General features: G+C 47.5%; 17 protein-coding genes and 1 pseudogene. 10 read left to right on the forward strand and 8 right to left on the reverse strand.

The genetic code is table 11. From position 1 onward, the window contains the following. Positions 1-92 precede the first annotated feature (92 nt). Positions 93-1076 (reverse strand): protein-methionine-sulfoxide reductase catalytic subunit MsrP, encoded by a 984-nt coding sequence (gene msrP / locus QUA57_RS03650; protein ID WP_333059510.1) that lies wholly within the window; start codon positions 1074-1076, stop codon positions 93-95. Between the two features lie 444 nt (positions 1077-1520). On the opposite strand from msrP, the gene QUA57_RS03655 reads away from it, so the two are divergent. Further along, positions 1521-3575, forward strand: coding sequence for a serine/threonine-protein kinase (locus QUA57_RS03655; protein ID WP_333059509.1), 2055 nt, complete (start codon positions 1521-1523; stop codon positions 3573-3575). 138 nt (positions 3576-3713) lie between these two features. Here the strand turns inward: QUA57_RS03655 and QUA57_RS03660 are convergent. Further along, positions 3714-4328: pseudogene (locus QUA57_RS03660) on the reverse strand (SDR family oxidoreductase); the annotation flags it as partial. Positions 4329-4350: 22 nt separating this feature from the next. Here QUA57_RS03660 and QUA57_RS03665 point away from each other — a divergent pair. The 4 genes from QUA57_RS03665 to QUA57_RS03680 all read left to right on the forward strand — a co-directional run bounded on the left by QUA57_RS03665 (position 4351) and on the right by QUA57_RS03680 (position 6539). Then, entirely contained in the window at positions 4351-4539 is a 189-nt protein-coding gene (locus tag QUA57_RS03665) for a hypothetical protein (protein ID WP_333059508.1), read from the forward strand. Between the two features lie 87 nt (positions 4540-4626). Then, positions 4627-5196: a tetratricopeptide repeat protein gene (locus QUA57_RS03670; protein ID WP_333059507.1), complete on the forward strand. Its 570-nt coding sequence runs from the start codon at positions 4627-4629 to the stop codon at positions 5194-5196. Between the two features lie 55 nt (positions 5197-5251). Beyond that, positions 5252-6160 (forward strand): hypothetical protein, encoded by a 909-nt coding sequence (locus QUA57_RS03675; RefSeq protein ID WP_333059506.1) that lies wholly within the window; start codon positions 5252-5254, stop codon positions 6158-6160. A gap of 85 nt (positions 6161-6245) precedes the next feature. Further along, positions 6246-6539 (forward strand): DUF3288 family protein, encoded by a 294-nt coding sequence (locus QUA57_RS03680; RefSeq protein ID WP_333059504.1) that lies wholly within the window; start codon positions 6246-6248, stop codon positions 6537-6539. A gap of 66 nt (positions 6540-6605) precedes the next feature. Here the strand turns inward: QUA57_RS03680 and secA are convergent, their stop codons facing one another. Both secA and QUA57_RS03690 read right to left on the reverse strand, forming a co-directional pair. Beyond that, positions 6606-9422, reverse strand: coding sequence for a preprotein translocase subunit SecA (gene secA, locus QUA57_RS03685; protein ID WP_333059503.1), 2817 nt, complete (start codon positions 9420-9422; stop codon positions 6606-6608). Between the two features lie 404 nt (positions 9423-9826). Then, positions 9827-10759 (reverse strand): ribonuclease Z, encoded by a 933-nt coding sequence (locus QUA57_RS03690; protein ID WP_333039106.1) that lies wholly within the window; start codon positions 10757-10759, stop codon positions 9827-9829. Positions 10760-11023: 264 nt separating this feature from the next. Between QUA57_RS03690 and QUA57_RS03695 the strand changes: the two genes are divergently transcribed. After that, positions 11024-12199: a SpoIID/LytB domain-containing protein gene (locus QUA57_RS03695; protein WP_333059502.1), complete on the forward strand. Its 1176-nt coding sequence runs from the start codon at positions 11024-11026 to the stop codon at positions 12197-12199. Between the two features lie 309 nt (positions 12200-12508). After that, positions 12509-12733: a hypothetical protein gene (locus tag QUA57_RS03700; RefSeq protein WP_015174403.1), complete on the forward strand. Its 225-nt coding sequence runs from the start codon at positions 12509-12511 to the stop codon at positions 12731-12733. Positions 12734-12927: 194 nt separating this feature from the next. On the opposite strand, the gene QUA57_RS03705 is transcribed toward QUA57_RS03700, so the two are convergent. Then, entirely contained in the window at positions 12928-14241 is a 1314-nt protein-coding gene (locus QUA57_RS03705) for a hypothetical protein (RefSeq protein WP_333059501.1), read from the reverse strand. Positions 14242-14872: 631 nt separating this feature from the next. Here QUA57_RS03705 and QUA57_RS03710 point away from each other — a divergent pair. The 3 genes from QUA57_RS03710 to QUA57_RS03720 all read left to right on the forward strand — a co-directional run bounded on the left by QUA57_RS03710 (position 14873) and on the right by QUA57_RS03720 (position 16749). Further along, positions 14873-15394 (forward strand): photosystem I assembly protein Ycf3, encoded by a 522-nt coding sequence (locus QUA57_RS03710; RefSeq protein WP_333039118.1) that lies wholly within the window; start codon positions 14873-14875, stop codon positions 15392-15394. Positions 15395-15542: 148 nt separating this feature from the next. Continuing rightward, positions 15543-15824, forward strand: a complete 282-nt coding sequence (gatC, locus tag QUA57_RS03715; RefSeq protein WP_006635952.1) for an Asp-tRNA(Asn)/Glu-tRNA(Gln) amidotransferase subunit GatC — start codon at positions 15543-15545, stop codon at positions 15822-15824. Between the two features lie 208 nt (positions 15825-16032). Continuing rightward, the gene (locus QUA57_RS03720; RefSeq protein WP_333059500.1) at positions 16033-16749 is read left to right on the forward strand and encodes a TrkA family potassium uptake protein; all 717 of its coding nucleotides are present in this window, start codon (positions 16033-16035) and stop codon (positions 16747-16749) included. Here the strand turns inward: QUA57_RS03720 and QUA57_RS03725 are convergent. From QUA57_RS03725 to QUA57_RS03735, 3 genes are all read right to left on the reverse strand, one after another. Next, positions 16706-18337, reverse strand: a complete 1632-nt coding sequence (locus tag QUA57_RS03725; RefSeq protein WP_333059499.1) for a sodium:proton antiporter — start codon at positions 18335-18337, stop codon at positions 16706-16708. The two genes, QUA57_RS03720 and QUA57_RS03725, sit on opposite strands and share 44 nt — an antisense overlap. A gap of 452 nt (positions 18338-18789) precedes the next feature. Further along, complete coding sequence (locus QUA57_RS03730) at positions 18790-19317, reverse strand: hypothetical protein (protein ID WP_333059498.1); 528 nt, start codon at positions 19315-19317, stop codon at positions 18790-18792. Positions 19318-19398: 81 nt separating this feature from the next. Beyond that, complete coding sequence (locus QUA57_RS03735; RefSeq protein ID WP_333059497.1) at positions 19399-22113, reverse strand: cation-transporting P-type ATPase; 2715 nt, start codon at positions 22111-22113, stop codon at positions 19399-19401. Positions 22114-22252: the final 139 nt, after the last annotated feature.

Below are 22252 nucleotides of genomic sequence, written 5' to 3' on the forward strand. Positions count from 1 at the left end.
GAATCCGAGGCTCTGCCTCGCAGAAATAGGGAAGCCTAGCCTCCGGTTCTGCGTTCCTAGGCAGAGCCTATCAACGAGGGGAAATCCGTCAATTAACTGTACAAACCCGCCACATATTCGCCGTAACCGTTATAGGGCAAAGTTGGGCGAGTTTCCCACGACCAACTGTTACCGGGACCGACTATCCGTTCACTGGCCTGCGACCATCTGGGGTGCGGCTTGTCGGGTTCGACATTTGCTTCAAAAGCGTATTCGTTGGGGCCAATTGTATTCCAAAAAGTGGCGGGCTGTTGTTCGAGAAATTCAATTTTTACTATCGACTTTGCGCCCTTAAAACCGTATTTCCAAGGAATCACTTGCCGCAGCGGCGCACCATTTTGCTTAGGTAGCCTTCGGCCATACAAGCCTGTGGCAAAAAATGCTAAATCGTTCGCCATTTCTTCAATTCGCAGACCTTCGGTATAAGGCCAAGGATAAAATTGCGACATCAAACCGGGACCGGGAGTAATTTTGGGGTCGTAAAATGAGGTGAAGCGAACGAATTTAGCCTTCGATTGCGGTTCGACATCAGCCATCAGTAATTTCATGGGAAATCCGACCCAAGGAACTACCATCGCCCACGCTTCTACGCAGCGAAATCGATAAACTCGTTCTTCGATAGGAAATTTTTTGTAGAGGTCGTCGATATCATAAGTGCGGGGATTTTTTACTAAACCGCTTACTTCTACTTTCCAGTTTTCTGTTGGCAAAGCTTGAGCGGCTTGCCAAATAGATTTTGTGCCGCCGTATTCGTAAAAATTGTTGTATTTTGTAGCTAAGCCTTCGTCGGTAATTGCTCGATCGACTTTTGCAAAGGCGGGATTCCGGCTCAATTCCGAATAGGCTTGGGTTGAGCTTTGATCCAGAGCAGTTTTTGAGCTAGCATTGCTTTGGCAGCCGGTCAGCGGCAGCAGCGAAGCAGTCACGCCGGCGCCAATTAAATTTGTCATGAAGCGGCGGCGGTTGATAAAGGCTGTTTCTGAGGTAATTTGTGGGTTGAGAATTTCCCAAGATTGGGGTACGCGAATTAAGGGCATAAGTAATAGTTAAAAGTTAGTAGTTAGTTGGGAAAATTTTGCCTAATTTTTAATCGGTTAGTCGATTTGAGGTGGGAAATGGGAAATTTTAGATTCACTCCATAGAACAAAGAATCGCCGATATTTGGCAAGGCCTCGCGATTGCTTAGGTGCGATCGCACTGAAAGTATTCGCAATGACAGTATAACGTAATTCGGTAACAGCAAATCCCGCCGATCGCTCGAATGAGCTCGGTACGATCAACCTATTAAACCTCCCTCGCAGGAAAGTCAGCAATAATTTACGCGCGATCGACGGCAGCAATTGTGGCGAAAATCTGGGAAACAATTATGATCAAGCAAAGATTCCAATTATTTAATTTGTCCACAGGAAGCGGCACGCACCGCCCCGCTTTCCTCCCCCACCAGCAATAATGTCGGACGGGGGTCTCCAGCGGAAAGACAAATGAGTTACTGTACCAATCCCCATTGCCAGAATCCCCAAAATCTTGATCGCGCGACAATCTGCAAAAGTTGCGAGTCGAACTTGTTGCTAAAAGGCCGCTACCGAGTCTTTCACACCCTCGGTCAAAGTCTCACTTGCCGCACCTTCTTAGCAGTCGATGAAGACCAACCTTCGCAACCCCGCTGCGTCATTCAACAGTTCTGCGCGCCCGCGACCGTCGCCGACGGTCGCACACAGCAAAACCGGACATTTCGTGGCTCAGCCTCAGTTCTCGACGAGTTGGGGAAACATCCGCAAATACCGAAATTGCTGGCATCTTTTGAACTCGAAGGCTGCCAGTATTTAGTGCAAGAATACATCGAAGGCCGTAATTTAGCCGATCGGCTTTCAGAAAAAGGTGTTGTTAAAGAAATTCAAATTTGGTATCTGCTGAGCGAATTGTTGCCAGTCCTGCAATTTGTTCACGAACATCAACTGATTCACCGAGATATCAAACCGTCGAATATTATTCACCGCAAAACTCCCCAAGCATCCCCAGCTTTGGCAGGGAAAGAGGATTTACATTCCGTGGCCCAAGAAAGTGCCTCTGGGCTAGTTTTAGTCGATTTCGGCGCGGCAATTCCGGCTAATAGCGGGCCTCTCAAAACAGAAACGGTCACAGGTTCTGCGGAATACGCGGCCCCGGAACAAATTAAAGGTCAAGCGATTAAGAGCAGCGACATCTACAGTTTGGGCGTCACTTGCATTCACTTGTTAACGGGAATGTCGCCCTTTGATTTGTTTGACATCAAAGCCGAAAGTTGGACCTGGAGACATTATTTGAAAGTACCAGTTTCGGCGCGACTCGGCCGCATTCTGGATAAAATGGTGCAGCGAGAACCATCAAAACGCTATCGCTCGATCGAGGCAATTCTCACAGACATGAAATACGGCCCGGCACCGGTAGACGTGATTCTCAGCAAACCCAAGTGGACTTTGGCCATGTGGGGAGCAAGTACGGTTGCCCTGCTGTCCGTATTGCTGGGTGTTCGCTTGCCCTCTCCTGCACCGCAGGCTTTCACTTCTGGTGAGCCTGTTTCTAGCATTCCCGAAATTCGGTTCAATCCGCCCCCGATGCAGGATTTTAACGGTGAGGCATCGCAGTCGCGGCCAGCAGTGCGGACTCTGGCGGATCAAGACAAAAACCCGGTTTGGGCGGTAGCAGTTGCTCCCCAAGGCCGCGTGATCGTCAGCGGGAATAACGACGGCACAATTCACCTGCTGCACAAGCGTCACGGCAAGCTGCTCAAGGTTTTAGCAGGACATTTGGGGCCGGTGTGGTCGGTGGCCGTCAGTCCCGACGGCAGGAAGATCGCCAGCGGTGGCGTTGACGGTACGATTAAATTGTGGAATTTCTATTCGGGCAAGTTAATTCAGACTTTGGACGGACACCAAAACGGCGTGTTCTCGGTAGTTTTCAGTCCCGACGGCCAGACCCTGGCCAGTGTCGGTAAGGACAAAACTTTGAAGTTGTGGCAAGTCGAAGGCGGCGCCGAGTTGGAAACTCTCAACCGGGTGTTTGACGAGGTGCAGTCGGTGGCTTTCAGTGCCGATCGAGAAACTTTGGCGATCGGCAGCAGCGACGGTAAGATCAGCCTGTGGAACTGGCAGACTGGGGAATTGAAAGAAACTCTTTGGGGTCATTCCGAGGCGGTTTGGTCTTTGGCCATCAGCCCGGACGGTCAAACTCTCGCCAGCGGCAGTTGGGACAAGACGGTGAAGTTGTGGGATATCAGCGCAAATAATCAGTCCCAGCAACCCAGCGGTTCTCTGCTGCGGACTTTGATCGGCCATTCCGACAAGGTTAAGTCCTTGGCTTTCACTCCCGACGGAGACAAACTCGCCAGCGCCGATTTGAGCGGGACTATCAAGCTGTGGCGGATGAGTTCCGGCGAAATGGCGGGCACGCTGAAGGGTCATTCTACCTGGGTGGATTTGGCTTTTAATCCTCAAGACAAAACTCTGATCAGTGGCAGTTTTGACGACACGATTAAGGTGTGGCGACTGTCTCCTTAATTTGTTGGATTGTCCGCGCGATCGAAGTTTAAGAGTCTCCAACCACAATCAAAGATTGTGGTTGGAGATTCTTATACTCGGCGATTAAAATCGCTGGTATACAAACGAAGTCCCCTTCAAGCGGACTAAAGTATATATTTACGCAGTCCCGCCGTTAACGCGAATATTTTGTCCGGTAATCCACCGGGCTTGGTCGCTGCACAAAAAAGCCACTACATCGGCAATATCTTCAACTTTTCCGAGTCTTCCCAAAGCAGTCATTTGGGTAAATCTTTGTATTTGTTCGACGGTTTTGCCGACAGTGAAGAGTTCTGTATCCGTGGGACCCGGAGAAATTACATTGACTGTAATTTGGCGATCACCCAATTCCTTAGCTAGCGATCGAGTTAGCTGTTCTACCGCGCCTTTTGTCGCCACCTAAACTCCGTAAGTTGGCATCATTACCGCCGTTGTCGAACTGGAAAAATTAACAATTCTTCCTCCCTCCGCCATGCGTTTAGCAGCTTCTTGACAAGCAAAAAACGTGCCTTTGACGTTAATTGCAAAAAGATTATCAAACTCTGCTTCGGTAACTTCCGCTACAGGTTTGTAAAGAATTACTCCCGCATTATTGACTAAAATATCGACTTGTGAATAGGTTTCCTGAGTGCGATCGAACAAATGGCGAATTTCTGAGGTTTTGCTGACATCGGCTTGCACCGCTAATGCTTTGCCGCCTGCTGCTTCAATCGCTGACACAACATCTTTAGCCTGCTGTGCACCTCTGGCTTAGTTGATGACAACTTATGCGCCTTCTTGGGATAATCGCAGGGCGATCGCGCGTCTAATTCCTCGCGATGCACCAGTCACAATTGCCACTTTTCCTGCTAGTGATGCCATGACATTTTCTCTGCAATTAGCGTTGATGCTGGTTCAGAATAATCATACTATTTTTTTCCGCATTCCGGTACAGAAACAAATTTAAAATCTCAAATAGCCATAATTTTTCTAGAAATCGCGGTTGTTAACTAACACTTGTGGTAAAGTAGTGTCGGCTGTTAAAGTAAAATCTATGAGCGTAAATTTCGAGTTAGCAGAGCAGTATTTGTCTGCAGGCGATAGCCTCCAGAAATCAGGCAAACTTGAGGAGGCGATGGCTCAATATCAAAAAATCTTAGCCATTCAAGCGGATAGTCCGATCGCACTCAACAAGATAGCAGAAATTTATTATACGCAACAGAAATATGTAGAGGCGATCGCATCCTGTTACCAAGCACTTCGCCAGCAACCCAATTTCGCCCCCGCGTACAAAACCCTAGGCAATATCCTGCAAGCCCAAGGCAAAATAGATGCGGCAATTCGCGCCTACTCCAAGGCGATCGAATTTGATCCTAATTTTGTCGAAGCCTATGTTAACTTGGGCAGTATGTTTTACAAACAAGGCCAGCTTGATGACGCCATAACTTACTATCAAAAATCTATTGTTATTCAACCAGATTTAGCCGTCGCTTATTGGAATTTAGGCAAAAGTTTGGAAGAGCAAGGTCGAATCAATGAAGGTTTATTTTATCAAAAAAAAGCTCTAAATTTACAGCCGGAGTTAGAAGGTAGAAGCAATTCAGTAAAAAATCACACTTACTGAAGAGGAATGTTATAGTCAAAATAATTCAATCCTTAACGATGCAAGCTGGATCAACATGGAAATTAGCCAGAATCCGCTCGAATTCTTAACGGCTAAAGTACAAGAAACTGTTGCCGATACCCAAAACTTAGCCAACCAAATCGCTGCTAAAGTTGAGGAAAATGCAACTGTATTAACGGCGTGGGTACAATCAGCGCCAAGTTCAATGGTTAGTGCTGGGGCGATCGCCACTCAAGAAGCTTTTAAAATAGCACACAACATCCGTTTTGAGAACCTGCCAACTAATCTGCAAATCAAATTTGCGAGGGCTGGTATGCGTGACGGCATCAGAAATGTTCAAGAAGCAGCAAAAGTATTTGAATCCATACCCGCCCAAATTCGTGCCCAAGGCCCAGAAGCAATTCCCAACTTCTGTCAAGATCAAGATTGGAGTCACATCCAAGCGCACGTCAATGGAGGCGGAAGCGAAGCTGCTAACGGGATTTTTGAACATTTTTGGGTGAATCGTGCTCGCGGTGGTGTAGACATGACTGCCGCAGAATTAGCAGTCGCTAAGCAAGTTTTAGCCGATGCAGCGTTTAAAGCAGCAGTTGCCGAAATCGTTGGGGCTGCAATGAAAGGGGCGATCGCCGCAGCAGTAATTGAGTTAATATTTTCTATCTTAGAAAACTCGCTATTGTGCGTTGAAGGCAAAATTACGCAGTCAGAGTTAGTCGAAAAAGTCGCCACCGCCACCGCCAAAGCTGGCATTGCTGGCGGTGTTATTACTGGCATTCTGTTAACACTGTGCATGATATTTCCCCCCATTGCGGCGCTTTTAGGTGCCGCAGCGATGCCCTTGGCGGTTGCAGGTATTGGCTTTATGGGAATTCGCGCCTGGGAAATCTTTTGTCACGGCGATCGACTATTTGGTATTACTGAACAAACACAAAAATTTCTGGGAATGACTGAAGCGAAAACATAGTAAAACTTTAAGTTTCATTAAATACCCGACTTCTTGAAGAAGTCGAGCATCTAGGTATTCTAAATGATTGAGAAACGTAAATAGTATGGATTCAGTAGAAAAAACTCAAGATCAGCAGCATCCGCAATACAAGCGCGATCGAGCCAGTGTCGATACTTTATTAGCAGGAGAAGCAACCGACTACAATTTATCGGAATTAGCAAGATTGATAATTCGCTACCGAGGCTTTCCCGGTGCTAGAGATATTCAATCGGACTTAAAAAAAGTCTTGCAAAAATGGAATCATACCGAAGAAAGTCTTTACGAACAAACCCGTAAAATTCACTCCACAGGTGAAGTTTACAGGAAACAAAAAAGCGATCAAGAAGATTGGGTCTAATTTCAAATCTGCCACTGGTTCCCAGGAAGAGCCTGGGAACCAGTGGCAGTCAACTGTTAACTATTTTCAAACCATCTCTGGTGAAACTTGCATTGCCGGCTGTGGCTGGAACTGGAACAGCGAATAAACCACATTGCGGCGGATATCCGTCATCATGTCCAAAAACAGCTCGTAACCTTCAGTTTTGTACTCGATTAACGGGTCTTTTTGACCGTAACCGCGCAGCCCTACAGACTCGCGCAAAGCATCCATTTGTTGCAAGTGTTCCCGCCACAAAGTATCAATTTGCTGCAAAATAAAGAACCGTTCCGCATCTCGCATCAATTCAGCTCGGATTGCATTAACTTCCGCTTCTTTAATGTCGTAAGCGTTGCGGACTTGTTCGTGCAGGAATGTTTTAATTTCCTCAACGGACAAATCTTCTAGCTGATCCGGTGTCATGTCAGCAAGCAAATAAACAAATTCCTTCACTTTGCTGACGAGTTTGTCGAGTTCCCATTCTTCCGAAGGTAAATCGGGATTGATGTATGCTCCCACGATGTCGTCCATCGTCTGTTCGGCATACTTAATTACCTGTTCTTTGGAGTCCAAACCTTCCAATACTCGGCGACGTTCCGCATAGATTGCTCGACGCTGATTGTTCATCACTTCGTCGTATTCAAATACCTGCTTGCGGATATCGTAATAGTAGGTTTCGACTTTTTTCTGAGCGCCTTCGAGGGAACGAGTCAGCATTCCCGATTCGATCGGCATATCTTCCTCCACACCGAAAGCCTTCATCAAACCGGCCACCCGTTCGCCGCCGAAAATCCTGAGCAAATTGTCTTCCAAACTCAAGAAAAACCGCGTAGAACCCGGGTCTCCTTGGCGTCCCGCCCGGCCGCGCAACTGATTGTCTATCCGGCGCGATTCGTGGCGTTCGGTACCGATGACGTGGAGCCCTCCCAACTTCACGACTTCATCGTGTTCAGTGCTGGTAAAAGCATCGTATTCGCTGCGAGTTAGATTGTAAGCTTCCCGCAATTTTTGAATTACCGGGTCTTTTGTCGGCGCTTTTTCCGAAGCTATAGCCACGATATCATCGGCTTGCAATTCCGTGAGTGATCGCTCCCCGTACTGCTTCACCGCCAATTCCACCGCCGCTTTGAGCATTTGCTCGGCATCTTTCGATAGCTGCGTCGGGAAAATCTGCGCCGAAGCTTTCCAAGACTTTACCTTTTTCGTAGTCGGAGCAAAACCTTGAGGTGCGGGGCGGCCACTAATACCAGGCACTTGCACCACAGAAAACCCGTCGTCATCTTCGGGTTGCACGATCCGGGGCATAAAATACTCCCGCAACTTCAGGCGCGCCATGTACTCAGAATTACCGCCCAAAATAATATCAGTACCGCGTCCCGCCATGTTGGTCGCGATCGTCACAGCGCCTTTGCGTCCGGCTTGAGCAATAATTTCTGATTCCCGCTCCACATTTTCCGGTTTAGCATTAAGCAAATTGTGAGGAATTTTCCTCTCCAGCAGCAGCCGCGACAGCAACTCTGACTTTTCCACACTCGTAGTGCCCACCAACACCGGCCGACCGATATCGTGCATTTCCGCGCATTCTTGGGAGATGGCATTCCACTTCCCAGCCTCCGCCTTGTACACCATATCCGAAAGGTCACTACGGCTGGTAATCCGGTTAGTGGGAATCAGTGTTACTTCCAGATTGTAAATCTTCTCAAACTCTGTCTCTTCAGTCTTTGCCGTCCCAGTCATCCCCGACAGCTTCGGATAAAGCAAAAAGAAATTCTGATAGGTAATCGTCGCCAGCGTCTGAGTTTCCGGCTGAATTTCCGCCCGTTCCTTGGCTTCGATCGCCTGGTGCAAACCGTCACTCCAACGCCGTCCAGGCATCACCCGGCCCGTAAACTCATCCACAATCACGACTTCGCGATCGGGAGTGACGATGTAGTTAATATCCTTAATAAACAATTCCTTGGCCTTAATCGCATTAAAAATGTAATGCGCCCAAGGGTCAGCCGGGTCGTACAAATCCGTAACACCCAATAACTTCTCAGCTTCACCAAAGCCTTCATCGGTCAATAGCACATTCCGAGCCTTTTCGTCAACCTCGTAATGTTCTTCATTTTCCTTTCTCAGAGCAGCAGCTACCTCAGCCGCCCGTATATACTTCTCACTGGGGCGTTCCACCTGGCCGGAAATAATTAAAGGCGTCCGTGCTTCATCAATCAGCACCGAGTCAACCTCGTCAATCACGCAGAAATTAAAAGGACGCTGCACGACATCTTCCATGACGGTAGCCATGTTGTCGCGCAAATAATCGAAGCCGACTTCGCTGTTAGTGGCGTAGGTAATATCGCAGCTATAATTTTTCTTTCGTTCCACCTGATCCATGCCCTGCTGAATCAGTCCCACAGTCAACCCCAGGAAGCGGTGTACCTGTCCCATCCATTCCGCGTCCCGCCTTGCGAGATAATCGTTGACGGTGATGATGTGTACGCCTTTGCCGTTGAGGGCGTTAAGGTAAGCTGGCAGCGTCGCCACCAAAGTTTTGCCTTCACCGGTTTTCATTTCGGCAATTTGGCCTTTGTGCAGGATAATGCCCCCGAGGAGTTGGACATCAAAGTGGCGCATTCCTAAAACCCGTTGTCCTGCTTCCCGGACGACTGCAAAAGCCTCCGGCAAGATTTCGTCTAGAATCTCTTTCTCCTCGTTGAGAGATTTAGCTTTGGCCAGACGTTCTTGAAACTCCGCCGTTTTGCCTCTGAGGCCGTCGTCTGAGAGTGCGCGGATGTCTTCTTCCAAAATATTGATATCAGCTACCCAAGGCTGAAATTTTCTCAGTTTGCGCGCGTTGGGATCGCCTAGCAGATTTTTAAACATGGCAGGAGAGGCAGATTTTTAATAATTTAGCTATTAGCTTTCAGGGTTAGGGGCTGTAGTGTTAGCCACAACATATACCCTCCCCGATTGTAGCAACCATTGGCTCTCCTGGGCCGTCGCTGGGGGCGATCGCTCGATTTGGGATTTTAGATTTTAGATTGAAGTTGGTGAAGGTGGGTAGCGATCGCAGCTCAGGTATACGTGCTTATTGACAATTCCAGGGCGTAACAGACTTTCCGGCCTGTTCCACAATAGATTAATGTTTTTGTTGGATTAATTTCAGCAACAGGCTTTCCGGCCTGTTCCACAATAGATTAATGTTTTTGTGGGGTGGGCCCTCCTAGCCCGCCCCGATCGCCCTTATTGAAAATGCCTTCACATCTCAGGTCAGATTAACCCTAGTTTTAAACAGGCCGCGGCACTTCATAAGTCAAAAAGTCATAGGCCATTTTCGTATTCGGAAAAATAGCCTGCGCTTCCTTGAGCAAATCATCCAGGACGATCGCATTCCCCGGAGCATAACGCGGACTAAAATGCGTCATAATTAACTGTTTCGCCCCAGCGATCAAAGCCACTTGAGCCGCCATTGTTGAAGTTGAATGCAGGCGATCGAAGGCCATTTGAGCATCTTGATGAGCAAAAGTAGCTTCATGAACCAACAAATCAGCATCCTTCGCTAATTCCACGGCCCCCTCACAAAAAACCGTGTCAGTACAATAAACAAACTTGCGCCCGATTTGATCCGGGCCACAAAAATCCGTACCTTTAAACTGTCGCCCATCCTCTAACTTTACCGTCTTTCCTTGTTTTAATTGACCGTAAATCGGCCCGGAAGGAATACCCACAGCCTTCGCTTTTTCTACATCAAAATGTCCCGGACGATCTTTCTCAGTTACTCGATAACCAAAAGCAGTAACTCGGTGCTTCAAAGGGCCGCAGCTAACAATATATTCGTCATCTTCATAGATGACTCCCTCGTGAATTTTGTGTACCTTAACCGGGTAAGAAAAATGAGTTTGAGAATACCGAACACCAGCTTGCAAATATTCTTCAAGTCCCGGAGGCCCGTAAAGATCGATGCGCTTGACATTCCCCGCCAAACCGCAGCTAGCCAGCAAACCCATTAAGCCGAAAATATGGTCGCCGTGCAGGTGAGTGATGAAAATGCGGCTTAGTTGGCTGACTTTGAGATCGCTGCGGAGAAACTGGTGCTGAGTTCCTTCGCCGCAGTCAAACAGCCAGAGTTCCGCTCGCTGGGGCAAGCGGAGGGCGATGCTGGAAACGTTGCGCGATCGCGTGGGGACGCCGGAGCTAGTTCCGAGAAATGTAATCTGCAAGAGTCAAATCACCTCAATTAAGTCTTTAAAAATATGTTACATATATCCAGAGTGCGGCAAATCCGACATACAGGAAATAGTCGCAGCCAGGAACCGGGATAAATCGCTGTTCCTGCGAACATCTCTTCGCTAAAATCATTTTTGACAAGCGTACAGAGCGATCCACCCAATTCTAACGTTTTGTTTCTTCCGTTCCCCTTCCTTTTTCCCTTGCCTTCTCTTAAAAATTGTTAAACTCATACAGCACAGGAGGAAAATTTTCAAATGCCGTCAGGAGTATTTTTTGGTTCCGTTTTTTCGACATTAAAAAAACGCTACTTTTGGATTTCGCTGTTGTTTTCGCTGGCAATGGTAGCCCCAGCACAGGCCGCGCTGATCTTGCGAGTGGCGGTACAAGACGGGGCAAGTCAGGTAAAAGTCGGCAGTTCTACTAAGGCTGCAATCCGCGACGGTAGCGGGCGCAATTTGGGCGAACTGTCGGCAAACAGTTCTCAGTCAGCTCAATTTCGATCGGGAACAGTGGCAATTGGTCGCTGGGCGGCCAACCAAGTTTGGATCGAGCCGACGGGGAACGGTTATGTCTGGATTGGCGATCGTTGGTATCGGGGACGCACGCTTCTGGTTCCCCAAAAAGGAGGCTTGACTGCCATCAACTACGTCGATATCGAAAAATATCTCTACAGCGTTCTCGGCGCCGAAATGAGTGGCAATTGGCCTCAAGAGGCTTTGAAAGCCCAAGCAGTCGCCGCCCGTTCCTACGCTATCCACCAGCGCCTCAAAAGCGAAACCGAGCTTTACGACGTAGACAGCACTCAGTCTTCGCAGGTTTACAAAGGACTGCAAACAGAATCTTCTGGCACTTATTCGGCAGTCGATGCAACCGCCGGTCAAGTTCTGGCCTACAACGGTCAGATTATTTTAGCCGCTTTCCACTCTGCCTCTGGGGGACATACTGAAAATGTCGAGGATGTTTGGACAGAACCTCTGCCTTACCTGCGTGCTGTTCCTGACTTCGACCAAGGGGCGCCGGTTTACCAATGGAAAGAAAGTTTTTCCCGGGCTCAAATCAGCAATAGGATTTCTGGCGTGGGCAATGTGATCTCGATGAAGCCAGAACGCACTACCGCTTACGGCAGCGTTTTGAGGATGAAAGTAGTTGGAGATGGCGGTTCTAGGGTCATGACTGGCGCAGATTTACGCCGGGTTTTAAATTTGAGGAGTACGCGGTTTACCGTGATTCCTCAGTATGGGGGCGGTGGGAACCCAAGGAACAGCGGCCAAGCTCCTACGGGTTTTCAAGTTGCTGGCAAAGGTTTCGGTCATGCTGTAGGAATGAGCCAGTGGGGGGCATACAATTTGGCCAGACAGGGATACGGCTACCAGCAGATTTTGTTGCACTATTACCGAGGTGCTACTTTGGCTAGAATTGCAGTCCAGTAACTGCTGGGAATGGGCAAGGAAGAAGTTCGGCAACAAATTCGCTTTCTTCGGATGTAACGGATCTCAGGAAGAAGGAAGAAGGAAGAAGGGAAAAACAGCTATTCCTGTATTCGTGACTTCCGTGTCCTGAATACAGGGAATTGGGAATTGGGAATTGGGAATTGGGAACTTGTACGGCCCTTCGACTACGCTCAGGAACCGCGTAGTGGCAGGGCAGGAACCGTGTAGCCGAAGAATTAGAAATTAGAAATTGGGAATGACTAATGACTAACGACTACTGACTGATCACTAACTACATTAAGGATTGCTATGCAAAAGTGGGAGTATTTATTTGTGGATGCGAATATGTATCCTTTTGGAAACAAGCTGATTAGTTTATATGTAAACGGTGAAGAACAGCGAGATTGGAAACAAGGTTCGCTTCATCTATTTGTCAATCATTTGGGCGAGGAGGGATGGGAACTTGTGGCTCTGGATCACGACTCGAAGTATGACCAAAATTGTTTAATTTTTAAACGCCCTAAGCTTATTTAATAAACCTCGGAGTATAAAAAATTATGACATCAATAAAAATTGATATTTTCCACAATTCTTAGCAACGAGCTAAAAACCCGTTCCCCAACAAAGATATTTTTTTGTGGAACAGGCATCCTGCCTCTTCTTGAAAAGAGTGCAAGATTTTAGTGCAAGCTAATTTAACAACAAACAACTGTTTTTTTTTCTTAGTATTACAAGTTGTCGGAGCGCTCGATCCGGCGCTGCCATTCGGCATCTATTTTGGCTGACTGTTCTAGTTCTTGTTGGGTTAATTCTGTTTCTGTGGTATAAGCTAAGTCTTCTCCGGTCAGAACGTTTTCTGCTGCAAATTCCTGCGCGTAGGCCAGTTTTTTGAGCAAGTTTGCATCTGGTTCGTTTAATAACATTGCTCGCTGCTGACGCTCTTGATTGCGGGATTCTATCCGGCTATTTTTCCACTGAATCCAGAAGTAGCGAATTAAAGGAATTGCGAGAAATCCGACGCCGTAAATCAGGATCATGGGATAAACAGCGCTGACGAAACCGATAAACCCACCGGCGATCAAATTATTAGTTAATAGATTCCCCAAAACTAACGCACCGACAAGATTGACGGCTCCTAACCCTGCCGCGAGCATGATTTGGCCGGAGCTGGCGTTGCTGAAACGCCACAGCATTTCTCGCAAATAAGCTGCTACTGGTTCAGAATTTCTCTCGGTGGCTGTGGTTTGTAATTGCGGGAAGTGGTAGACTATTTGCCCTTCGGGACTGACTTCGGGGCGGCCGTCAAAACGAGCGAGAGCGGGTAGCATATATTCTTCGTATTCTCGGGTGTATCCTTGTCCGAGATTGTCGAGATATGGGGCAATTTGTTCGGCGACGACGGCGCCTCGGTTGTTGCGAATTGCAGTCGCAATATCACTCCACTTGCGCTCTTCTAGATTGTGATTTGGATTCCCGTCTCCAAATAGAAAGGAGAAAACTGCTTCTAGAAAACTCATCTGGGGTTTTTGGTCAGTTAAGCGCGATCGCTGCTGGTAGTATGGTTGGTCATGGTTCCAGTAAAATATCCAGATTAAGTCGTTCCAGAAGTAGGGAAAAAAGGAAAAGCCGCCGCCTCTGCCGCCCCCGCTACCACCGTCTCCTCCGCTGCCGCTGTTATTGCTATCGCCGCTGGAGAGTAAAATCGTGATAGCAACAAAAATTAAGAGGATAGAAGCTACCAGCACTATGCCGAAAGATATCCGAATCAGATAAAATAAAATGCGCCAGATTTTTTGCCACCATTCCTGCAACTGCAAGCGCAAGAATTTGTTTCGCAAAATATCTCGAAAGTTCTTGGGAAATAGGTAGGCAATGTCGCCGGATTCTGCTACTTGCAGGTTGCCGCCTGCTTCGGAGGCGAGGGTTAACAGTTCTCGCTGGGCAAAATTGACATCTAATCCAGCTTTTGCCGCCACGTCTCCAACCGTAACGCGGTAGCCAAGTTGTTCGACGGCTTGCATAATGGTGGGATTCGGAGCCATAGGTTTCTCTCTGTGAAAATTACCCGGTTATTTTTATTATATATTGTGGGAATTCGAGGTGGTTTTGGCGATCGGGTTTCTGATTTTTTTTGAGGCTGCTCTTGACTTTGGGGCAAAATATTGCTAGTGTTTTGCCGAATAACTTTTAAGTATGGGCTGAACTCGGATAGCTTAATAAAACTTTGTGATTGAATTTCTCCTCGGCAGGCTATTTGCTTGTTTGCTCTGAGAGTCAACGACGGGGATGGTGAGTACAGTTAGTAGGGTACGGTGCGCGATCGTCGCCCGTTGGTGTTAGCTTTCGCGATCCGAAGGAAAGCCATCGAAGAGGATTGTCCCTGCACCCTCCAGCAGAACTTTTTCCACCGTTGCGGGTTTTTGTAAGTTTTGTGTAGAGTACGAGAGAGGTTAAAGAAATCTGGTTTTTTTGCAAGTCTTGCAAGACTTATATAAAATAGATAGAACTTGCGAGAGTGTTAAACCCAAGGGCGTGTTTGAAGGTTCGCAGTTGCGATCGACTAAACCTTTTAGCGCCCTCAACACAACGGCCCACTACAACAGTGGCGCAATTATTAATAGGAAAACTTTACAGGCTAATTTTTCTGATTAGCCACTAACCAAAGAATCGCATATGCCAAGAACTCAACGCAACGATAACTTTATTGACAAAAGTTTCACGGTAATGGCTGATATCATCCTGAAGATTATGCCGGCCAAAAAGCAGGCGAAGGAAGCTTTTGCTTATTACCGGGATGGTATGTCAGCTCAAGCAGATGGCGAATATGCTGAAGCGTTGGATAATTACCATGAAGCGCTGAAGCTGGAGGAAGATCCTTACGATCGCAGTTATGTCTTGTACAATATGGGGCTGATCCATACTAGCAACGGCGAACATGATAAAGCTTTGGAATATTACAGCGAGGCTTTGGATCTCAATCCGAGAATGCCACAAGCACTGAATAATATTGCTGTGATTTACCACTATCAAGGGGAAAAGGAAAAGGAAGCTGGCAATATTGAAGGGGCGGAAGGGCTGTTTGATAAAGCTGCCGATTATTGGAAAGAGGCTATTCGCTTGGCCCCAAACAATTACATTGAAGTGCAAAATTGGCTTAAGACGACAGGTCGATCGCAAATTGATGTGTATTTTTAACTAGGATGGGCATGGGGCATGGGGCATAGTTAGTAGTTCGTCGTTTCTCTAGTAACAAATAACCAATTTCCAATTGCCAATTCCCAATGCCCAATTCCCAATGCCCAATTCCCAATGCCCAATTCCCAATTCCCCATTCCCGATTTTTATGATTGACAGAGAAGAAGTTCGGAAAGTAGCGAATTTAGCGAGATTGGAATTAACGCCGGAGGAAGAAGAGCAGTTTACTGGTCAACTTAACGGTATTTTAGATTATTTCGAGCAGTTGAGTGAACTAGATACGAGTAAGGTGCAGCCGACAACGCGGGCGATCGATGTTAGTAACGTAATGCGATCGGACGATTTGCAACCTTTTGCTAAGGGAGAAAGTATTTTGGAGGGAGCTCCCGATCGCGATGGGGAGTTTTTTAAAGTGCCTAAGATTATGTAGGGTTCCCGCTGCGTACATAACTGAGGAAAATCACTTGAGGGGCTGGCTCCCATGCCAACCCCTCAAGCAGATTAAACTAAGTGTGGAACAAGTAATAAGTAAGCCCGGTAAAAGCCACCCCACAAGCAGATTAAACTGATAGAAACTCAAAACAATCTCACTAATAGGGATAAATCTCTAAAGTTCATTCTTGGGGTGACAAATAGTCATGTACATATTAATTGGTGGAGCAGGAATGATGGGGCTGGGTTTAGCCCAGCAGCTATTAAAACTCGGTCATACGGTTGCAATCATCGATGCCGACCCGCTTGCGTGTCGCTTTGCTCGTGAAAAAATCGGAGTGATGGCATTTGAAGGCAGTGCGGTGAGTACAACGGTTCTTCTGGAAGCGGGAATTAAACAAGCAAACGCAGTCGTTGCAGCACTCAGCGATGATGCACTGAATTTAGCGCTGATCACCCTATCCAGGAGCTATGGCATTTCCCATATTGTAGTGCGAATGCGCGATCGCGAATTCATGGAAGCCTATCGCCTTGCCGGAGCCAGTCACATCATCAGCACGATTGATTTGGCAGTCGCAACAATGGCAAATGCGATTGAATACCCTCAAATCGAATCGATGATGCACTTTGAACAAGGACAAGTTGAGGTGCTAAAGCTGCCAGTTCCCGGCGATTGCAATGTGGCAGGTCGCACCGTTGCTCAAATTGCTCAAGACCCTGGTTTTCCAACAGGTTCGCTGATTATTGGTTATCAATGCCATGCCTGCGCCAATCTGGAGATTCCGAACGGCAATACTGTTCTTGAAGCAGGCTCTACCATCTTGGTAGTCACCCGTCCAGAGCTAGTTCACCAGATGATTGATTACCTCGGCATTCGCGCTAGTCATCTGCCAACTTTAGAAGTTTCTCATCCAAATCTTTGATGTAAGGCTCAACCAGATCCTCTGGGACAATTCGCTTGCGGAGGGCATCGCTAACTGCTCCTTTTTCTGCTAGAAGCAATCGCCGTCGAATCGTATCTAGCCCGCTGCGATCGCCCTGGACTTGCCCGGCCCGATGTTGATTGTAGAGATCGCGCAGCACTCGCTCAGAGTGTGCTACTCGTGCTTGATATGATGCCCATAACTCTTCGTAAACTGCCTTCGGCAACACGCCAGATTTCAGCAAACTATCTAGCTCATCTTGAGCCGCTTTGGAAGCGATCAACTGAATCTGTAACTGCCCAGCTTCCTGCATTACATCAGAAACACGGCTAATTTTTAGTCGTTTTACTATCCACGGTAAACTTAATCCCTGTCCGACCAAAGAGAATAAAACTGCACCGAACACCAGGGCAATGATGTTATCCCGTCCTGGTAGGGTCAAGGGAATGGCAACAGCTAAGGCCATTGAGAGAGACCCTTTAATATTCCCTAAAACCAAAATGTGCTGCCAGCGTAGCGGAATAGGACGATCGAACCAGCGCAGCCCCGCTAATAACAAATAGACCGAGAGAATCCGTCCCAGTTGATAGGCCAGAATGACCAATAAAATCGATGGCAAAATTCTCCACAGCGTCAGCGGATTAATTTCAATTCCAATCAGCAGGAAAATAAACGTATTGACGCCAAAACCAGCGTATTCCCAGAAACTCAGCAAGGTAATCCGATCCGAGGCAGACGAACTGCGAGGCAGCCCGAGGTTGCCAAAAACAAGTCCGGCGATGACCACCGCCACCGCGCCCGATACGCCTAAAAATTGTCCGATTTGGAAGGTTCCCAATGCGAGAGCGACGGTTAGCAAAAGGCTACTCAACGGATCGTTTAAGCGAACAAATATCGGCACGCTCAAGTAACCTAAAACACCCCCAACCAGTGCCCCACCTAAGGCAACCACGAGCAGTTCCTTCACGCCTTGTATAGCGGTGAGAGAGCCTGTCGCATAAATGACCAAAACCAAATTAAATGAAATTAGAGCAGCCGCATCATTGAACAGAGTTTCTCCCTCAACAATTGTGGACAATCGAGAAGGCACGCGGATCTCTTTAAAAACCGCGATCATCGAGACTGTATCAGTGTTTGCCAGAATGACTCCGATCAGCAACGCAGGAATCCAGTCTAGCCCCAGCCCAAATTTAACCAGAACAGCGATAATTCCTGAAGAAAAGATAGAGCCGGGACCCGCCAGCAGGGCGATCGGCTTAAAGGTACTGCGGAGACGGCTGATATCCGTATTGATAGATGCTTCAAAAATAAGAATGGGTAGAAAAAGATTTAATACTAAAGATGGGTCTAAACCAATTCGACGCGACAATAGCTCTGTAATGGGCAAGCCTGCTAACACTAAGCCCGTCACGTAGGGAATTCGCAACCGTTGGGTTACGAGTGCAACAAAAGTTGCAATCAGCAGCAGAATGATCAAGATGATTACCAATTCAGGAATGGCTCCTGCAGTTTGGCTATTTGTAGCAGGATCGCTGCCCAAGGGAGGTGCTTGCGCTACAATCCACTCGATCGCCGATACTCCTCTCATAAACTCGTTTTCCTCAAATAAATTGACAGATTAACTACCGTTTTAGTCTACAGGAAACGGTTCACTCTGCTGTAGACGTAACTGCAATTTATGTGGTCTATTTGGATGAATGCCGATGAAGCTGAAATAGGATTTCTGGGTTTGTTGGGCGATCGCGTCGTTTTTAGAGTGCAATTTTTTTGGTAGATCTGGATGATTTTCCAACCCTTACAGGATGCTAATTGCTCTTAATTGTGCTGGGTTTTATTTTTTTTTTAACAGTCTCTTCTGAAGTGTTGCCGACCCGATCACGGTTGCCGCTAAGGCGAGTAATGGAAGTTGTCGATCCGTATGTCAGGAATAGGAGAGCGATCGCCCAAAATCATCGACAGTCAAATTTTTGAGTGGGTTTTGGACGTTCTGATTGGCGGGAATAAATTCCTCAAACGTAATCGTCTTTTCTGACCTTGAATTTAGGTAGCATCACAGACACGCCACGTCAGAATCTCCCAACGTTTAAGGACAGGTTCAGCAATCACGATCTCATTTTCTCTTGCCTCCATGACGATCAAATAATCTCCCTGGTTAAATCTGTTATTGTACATTCTTGCTTGTTCTTCTGGCACCAACCATCCTTGAAGTGCGCCATACAAACCGCCAGCAGTTGCAGCAATCCCACTTCCAAAGAAAGTTGCTAAAATGCTTTCCACCGCTACTGCCTGACCAATACCGGGAATTAGCAGGCTGCTGAGTCCAACAATTAAGGCTAGTGAACCTAGTCGTATGCTGCCTAAGATCGCGCCTACTTGTGCGCCTGCTGCTCTTGTGATTAAAATTTGCTGCACGCCCAGAGACTCCAAATTATCATTGTCAGAAGGTTTAGCAATCACTGAAATCTTGTGCATCGGGAAGCCCCTGCTTTTTAGCTCCACTAGCGCCTGCTTTGCGTTTCGATGATTAGTAAATAGGCCGCTAGCACGTTTGAGGTTTTGGTAATTCATGAGAAATATGCAATATTAAACGCTACAAAATTGATAAATAGTGTGTAAAGCTGCTTACAATGGTTGCATCACAAAAACTACTTAGTTTAGAGGTGCAAAACGCTTTAGCAAAGCTGACAAAGGAATCATTGGCAGTCCGAATCCGATACAAATTAAGCCTTGGATTGTGCTCAAAGCTTCAGTGTCGAATAACTGATTCATCATGCCCCATTGGCTAAACAGGAATTGGAGAATGAAAATAGCCGCAATGCCGATCGCTACCGCGTAGCCAACTGATTCATCTTTACCGCGCAGTTTGGCGACGATCGCCGGAACGAAGCGACTGATACTTAACAGGTAAAAAGCTTCGGCCGCCACCAATGTTTGAATTGCCATCGTCCGGGCTAGAGCTTCATTGCCTGTGGTTTGGACGATCCATTCAAACATCCCAAAGATCGCAATCCAGTTAAATACCGAAACTGTCAGAATCCGAGCCGTCAGCCTGCGAGACAGAAGCGGTTCATTGGCAGGTCGAGGCGGCTGTTGCATGACATCGGGAGAGGGCGGCTCAAATGCTAACGGTAAGCTCAACGCAACTGAACTGACCATATTCAGCCAGAGAATTTGTACTGGCAAAATGGGTAGTGGGGTTGCCAGAAGTACGGCAATCAAAATGGTCATGGACTCTCCACCATTCACGGGCAGAATGAAGGCGATCGCCCGCAGCAGATTCTTATAAACCGTGCGTCCTTCCTCAACTGCTTTCTCGATCGAAGCAAAGTTGTCATCCGTCAGAATCATATCTGCGGCTTCTTTTGTCACTTCAGTGCCCGTGATGCCCATCGCTACCCCAATATCAGCTTGCTTCAGGGCGGGAGCATCATTAACTCCATCTCCAGTCATTGCCACAATCTCGCCCTTAGACTGAAGTGCTTCGACAATGCGGAGCTTTTGTTCTGGTGCGACACGAGCAAATACACAGCATTGTTCAACAGTATTGGCTAATTGCTGCTGATTCATTTGAGCGAGTTCTTGACCCGTAAAAACGGGAGCTTCTTGGGTTTGATTTAGTCCCATTTGGTGGGCGATCGCTGCTGCTGTTTTGGCATGGTCGCCCGTAATCATCTTGACCTGAATTCCCGCAGACCGACAGGCTTGAATCGCTTGAATTGCTTCGGGGCGAGGCGGGTCGATCATGCCTTGCAGACCCAGAAAAGTTAACCCTTGCTCAATATCAGAATGCTCTATTGAAGATTGAGAAGCGGGTACAACTTTCTTGGCAAGTGCCAGAACTCGCAACCCTTTTTTCGCCATTCTCTCCACGGTTTGCTCGATCGGCGCGGGGTTGAGGGATCTCGCCTCTCCCTGTTCATCGAGCATCTGGCCACACCGCTTGAGAATTGCCTCAATTGAACCCTTGACATAAATCAACCGTTGTGGGCGATCGTCATGTAAGGTTGCCATGTATTGAAACTGAGATTCAAACGGCAGTGTATCGAGCCGGGAAAGCGCTTCCTCGAGTTTCTCAGTAATTAACCCCGCTTTTTGGGCTACCGCAACCAGGGCCCCTTCGGTTGGACTACCGACTACAGTCCAGTTTCCATCTTGCACTTCTAGATGCGAATCGTTGCACAACAGTCCTGCTTGCAGGCATTCATATAAAGCAGGTGCGTTCGCCAGGTCAACGGAGTGTCCATTTACAGAAATTTTCCCGTCTGGTGCATATCCTCCACCGCTAACCCGATAACGCTTTCCACCGGCATCTATCTCTTGAACCGTCATTTGATTCTGTGTCAAGGTTCCGGTTTTGTCGGAACAAATCACGGTGGTGCTACCCAACGTCTCAATTGCCGGAAGTTTGCGAATAATGGCGTGCTGCTTTGCCATTTGGGAAACCCCGATCGCCAGTGTCACCGTTAAAATCGCGGGTAAGCCTTCAGGAATTGCGCTGACTGCAAGCGCCACAGATGCCTTGAACACCTCAACCCAAGAAAATCTCTGGGCAATGCCTGCTGCAAAGGTGAAGGCAGCCAAACCTAAAATGACATAGAGCAAGGTTGTGTTAAATTTGTCAATTTTGCGACTCAGTGGGGTTTCCAGTGTGGTACTTTGCTGCATCAGTTGGGAGATGTGTCCGGTCTCGGTCATGTCACCAATGCTGACGACGAGTCCGCGTCCCTGTCCAAACGTTACCAGGCTTCCGGTATAGGCCATGTTGGTGCGATCGGCCAGTGGAACGTCTGCCTCTAGCGCCTGGGATTGCTTCTGAACCGGGACAGATTCTCCCGTTAACGCTGACTCATCGACCTGTAAGTCACGGACTTCGATCAGCCGTAGATCCGCAGACACTTTATCCCCAGAAGACAGCAAGACGACATCGCCAGGAACGAGTTCGCTGGATGAAACCACTTGCTTTTGACCGTGGCGGAGAATGGTTGCCTCAGTTGCAACAGATTTTGCTAAAGCGGCGATCGCATTTTCGGCCTTTGATTCTTGAACAAAACCGATGGTAGCATTCGTCAGAGCAACCCCAAAAATTACCCCTGAATCAATCCACTCTTTCAGAAATGCTGTCACTATGCCAGAGGCTAATAAAATGTAGATTAGCGGCTGATTCAGTTGCTGAAAAAATCGCAACCAGGCACTTTTCTGCTTCTGAGCCGTTAGTTGATTGGGACCGAGGATCTCGCGCCGTTGGGCTGACACGTCGGAAGATAGACCTATTTCCAAGTCAGTCTCTAAAAGCCGAGCCACTTTCTCGACAGAGAGGTGATGCCAAGAGTGTTCTACTAATTTTTCTACATTTGTTGCAGTCATAACGTTTGTTGTCAAGCCAAGTGCTTCTCTGTTGTTTCGTCTTGTTTCTAGCGTCATTCATGAATGTGAGGGAAAAGTGACCGACTGATTTCTGTTAGTCACATTTGGATCACATTTGCTCAATATACTGATGCAGAGA

Origin of the sequence: Microcoleus sp. Pol7_B2, from assembly GCF_036701035.1 — a bacterium.
In the GTDB taxonomy this organism is placed as follows: domain Bacteria; phylum Cyanobacteriota; class Cyanobacteriia; order Cyanobacteriales; family Microcoleaceae; genus Microcoleus.

Coding starts and splice junctions, on each gene's coding strand:
- QUA57_RS03720 (WP_333059500.1), top strand. CDS start 16,033: ATGTACATATTAATTGGTGGAGCAGGAATGATGGGGCTGGGTTTAGCC.
- QUA57_RS03680 (WP_333059504.1), top strand. CDS start 6,246: ATGGATTCAGTAGAAAAAACTCAAGATCAGCAGCATCCGCAATACAAG.
- gatC (WP_006635952.1), top strand. CDS start 15,543: ATGATTGACAGAGAAGAAGTTCGGAAAGTAGCGAATTTAGCGAGATTG.
- QUA57_RS03695 (WP_333059502.1), top strand. CDS start 11,024: ATGCCGTCAGGAGTATTTTTTGGTTCCGTTTTTTCGACATTAAAAAAA.
- QUA57_RS03700 (WP_015174403.1), top strand. CDS start 12,509: ATGCAAAAGTGGGAGTATTTATTTGTGGATGCGAATATGTATCCTTTT.
- QUA57_RS03655 (WP_333059509.1), top strand. CDS start 1,521: ATGAGTTACTGTACCAATCCCCATTGCCAGAATCCCCAAAATCTTGAT.
- msrP (WP_333059510.1), bottom strand. CDS start 1,076: ATGCCCTTAATTCGCGTACCCCAATCTTGGGAAATTCTCAACCCACAA.
- QUA57_RS03670 (WP_333059507.1), top strand. CDS start 4,627: ATGAGCGTAAATTTCGAGTTAGCAGAGCAGTATTTGTCTGCAGGCGAT.
- QUA57_RS03665 (WP_333059508.1), top strand. CDS start 4,351: ATGACAACTTATGCGCCTTCTTGGGATAATCGCAGGGCGATCGCGCGT.
- QUA57_RS03710 (WP_333039118.1), top strand. CDS start 14,873: ATGCCAAGAACTCAACGCAACGATAACTTTATTGACAAAAGTTTCACG.
- QUA57_RS03730 (WP_333059498.1), bottom strand. CDS start 19,317: ATGAATTACCAAAACCTCAAACGTGCTAGCGGCCTATTTACTAATCAT.
- QUA57_RS03705 (WP_333059501.1), bottom strand. CDS start 14,241: ATGGCTCCGAATCCCACCATTATGCAAGCCGTCGAACAACTTGGCTAC.
- QUA57_RS03675 (WP_333059506.1), top strand. CDS start 5,252: ATGGAAATTAGCCAGAATCCGCTCGAATTCTTAACGGCTAAAGTACAA.
- QUA57_RS03735 (WP_333059497.1), bottom strand. CDS start 22,113: ATGACTGCAACAAATGTAGAAAAATTAGTAGAACACTCTTGGCATCAC.
- QUA57_RS03725 (WP_333059499.1), bottom strand. CDS start 18,337: ATGAGAGGAGTATCGGCGATCGAGTGGATTGTAGCGCAAGCACCTCCC.
- secA (WP_333059503.1), bottom strand. CDS start 9,422: ATGTTTAAAAATCTGCTAGGCGATCCCAACGCGCGCAAACTGAGAAAA.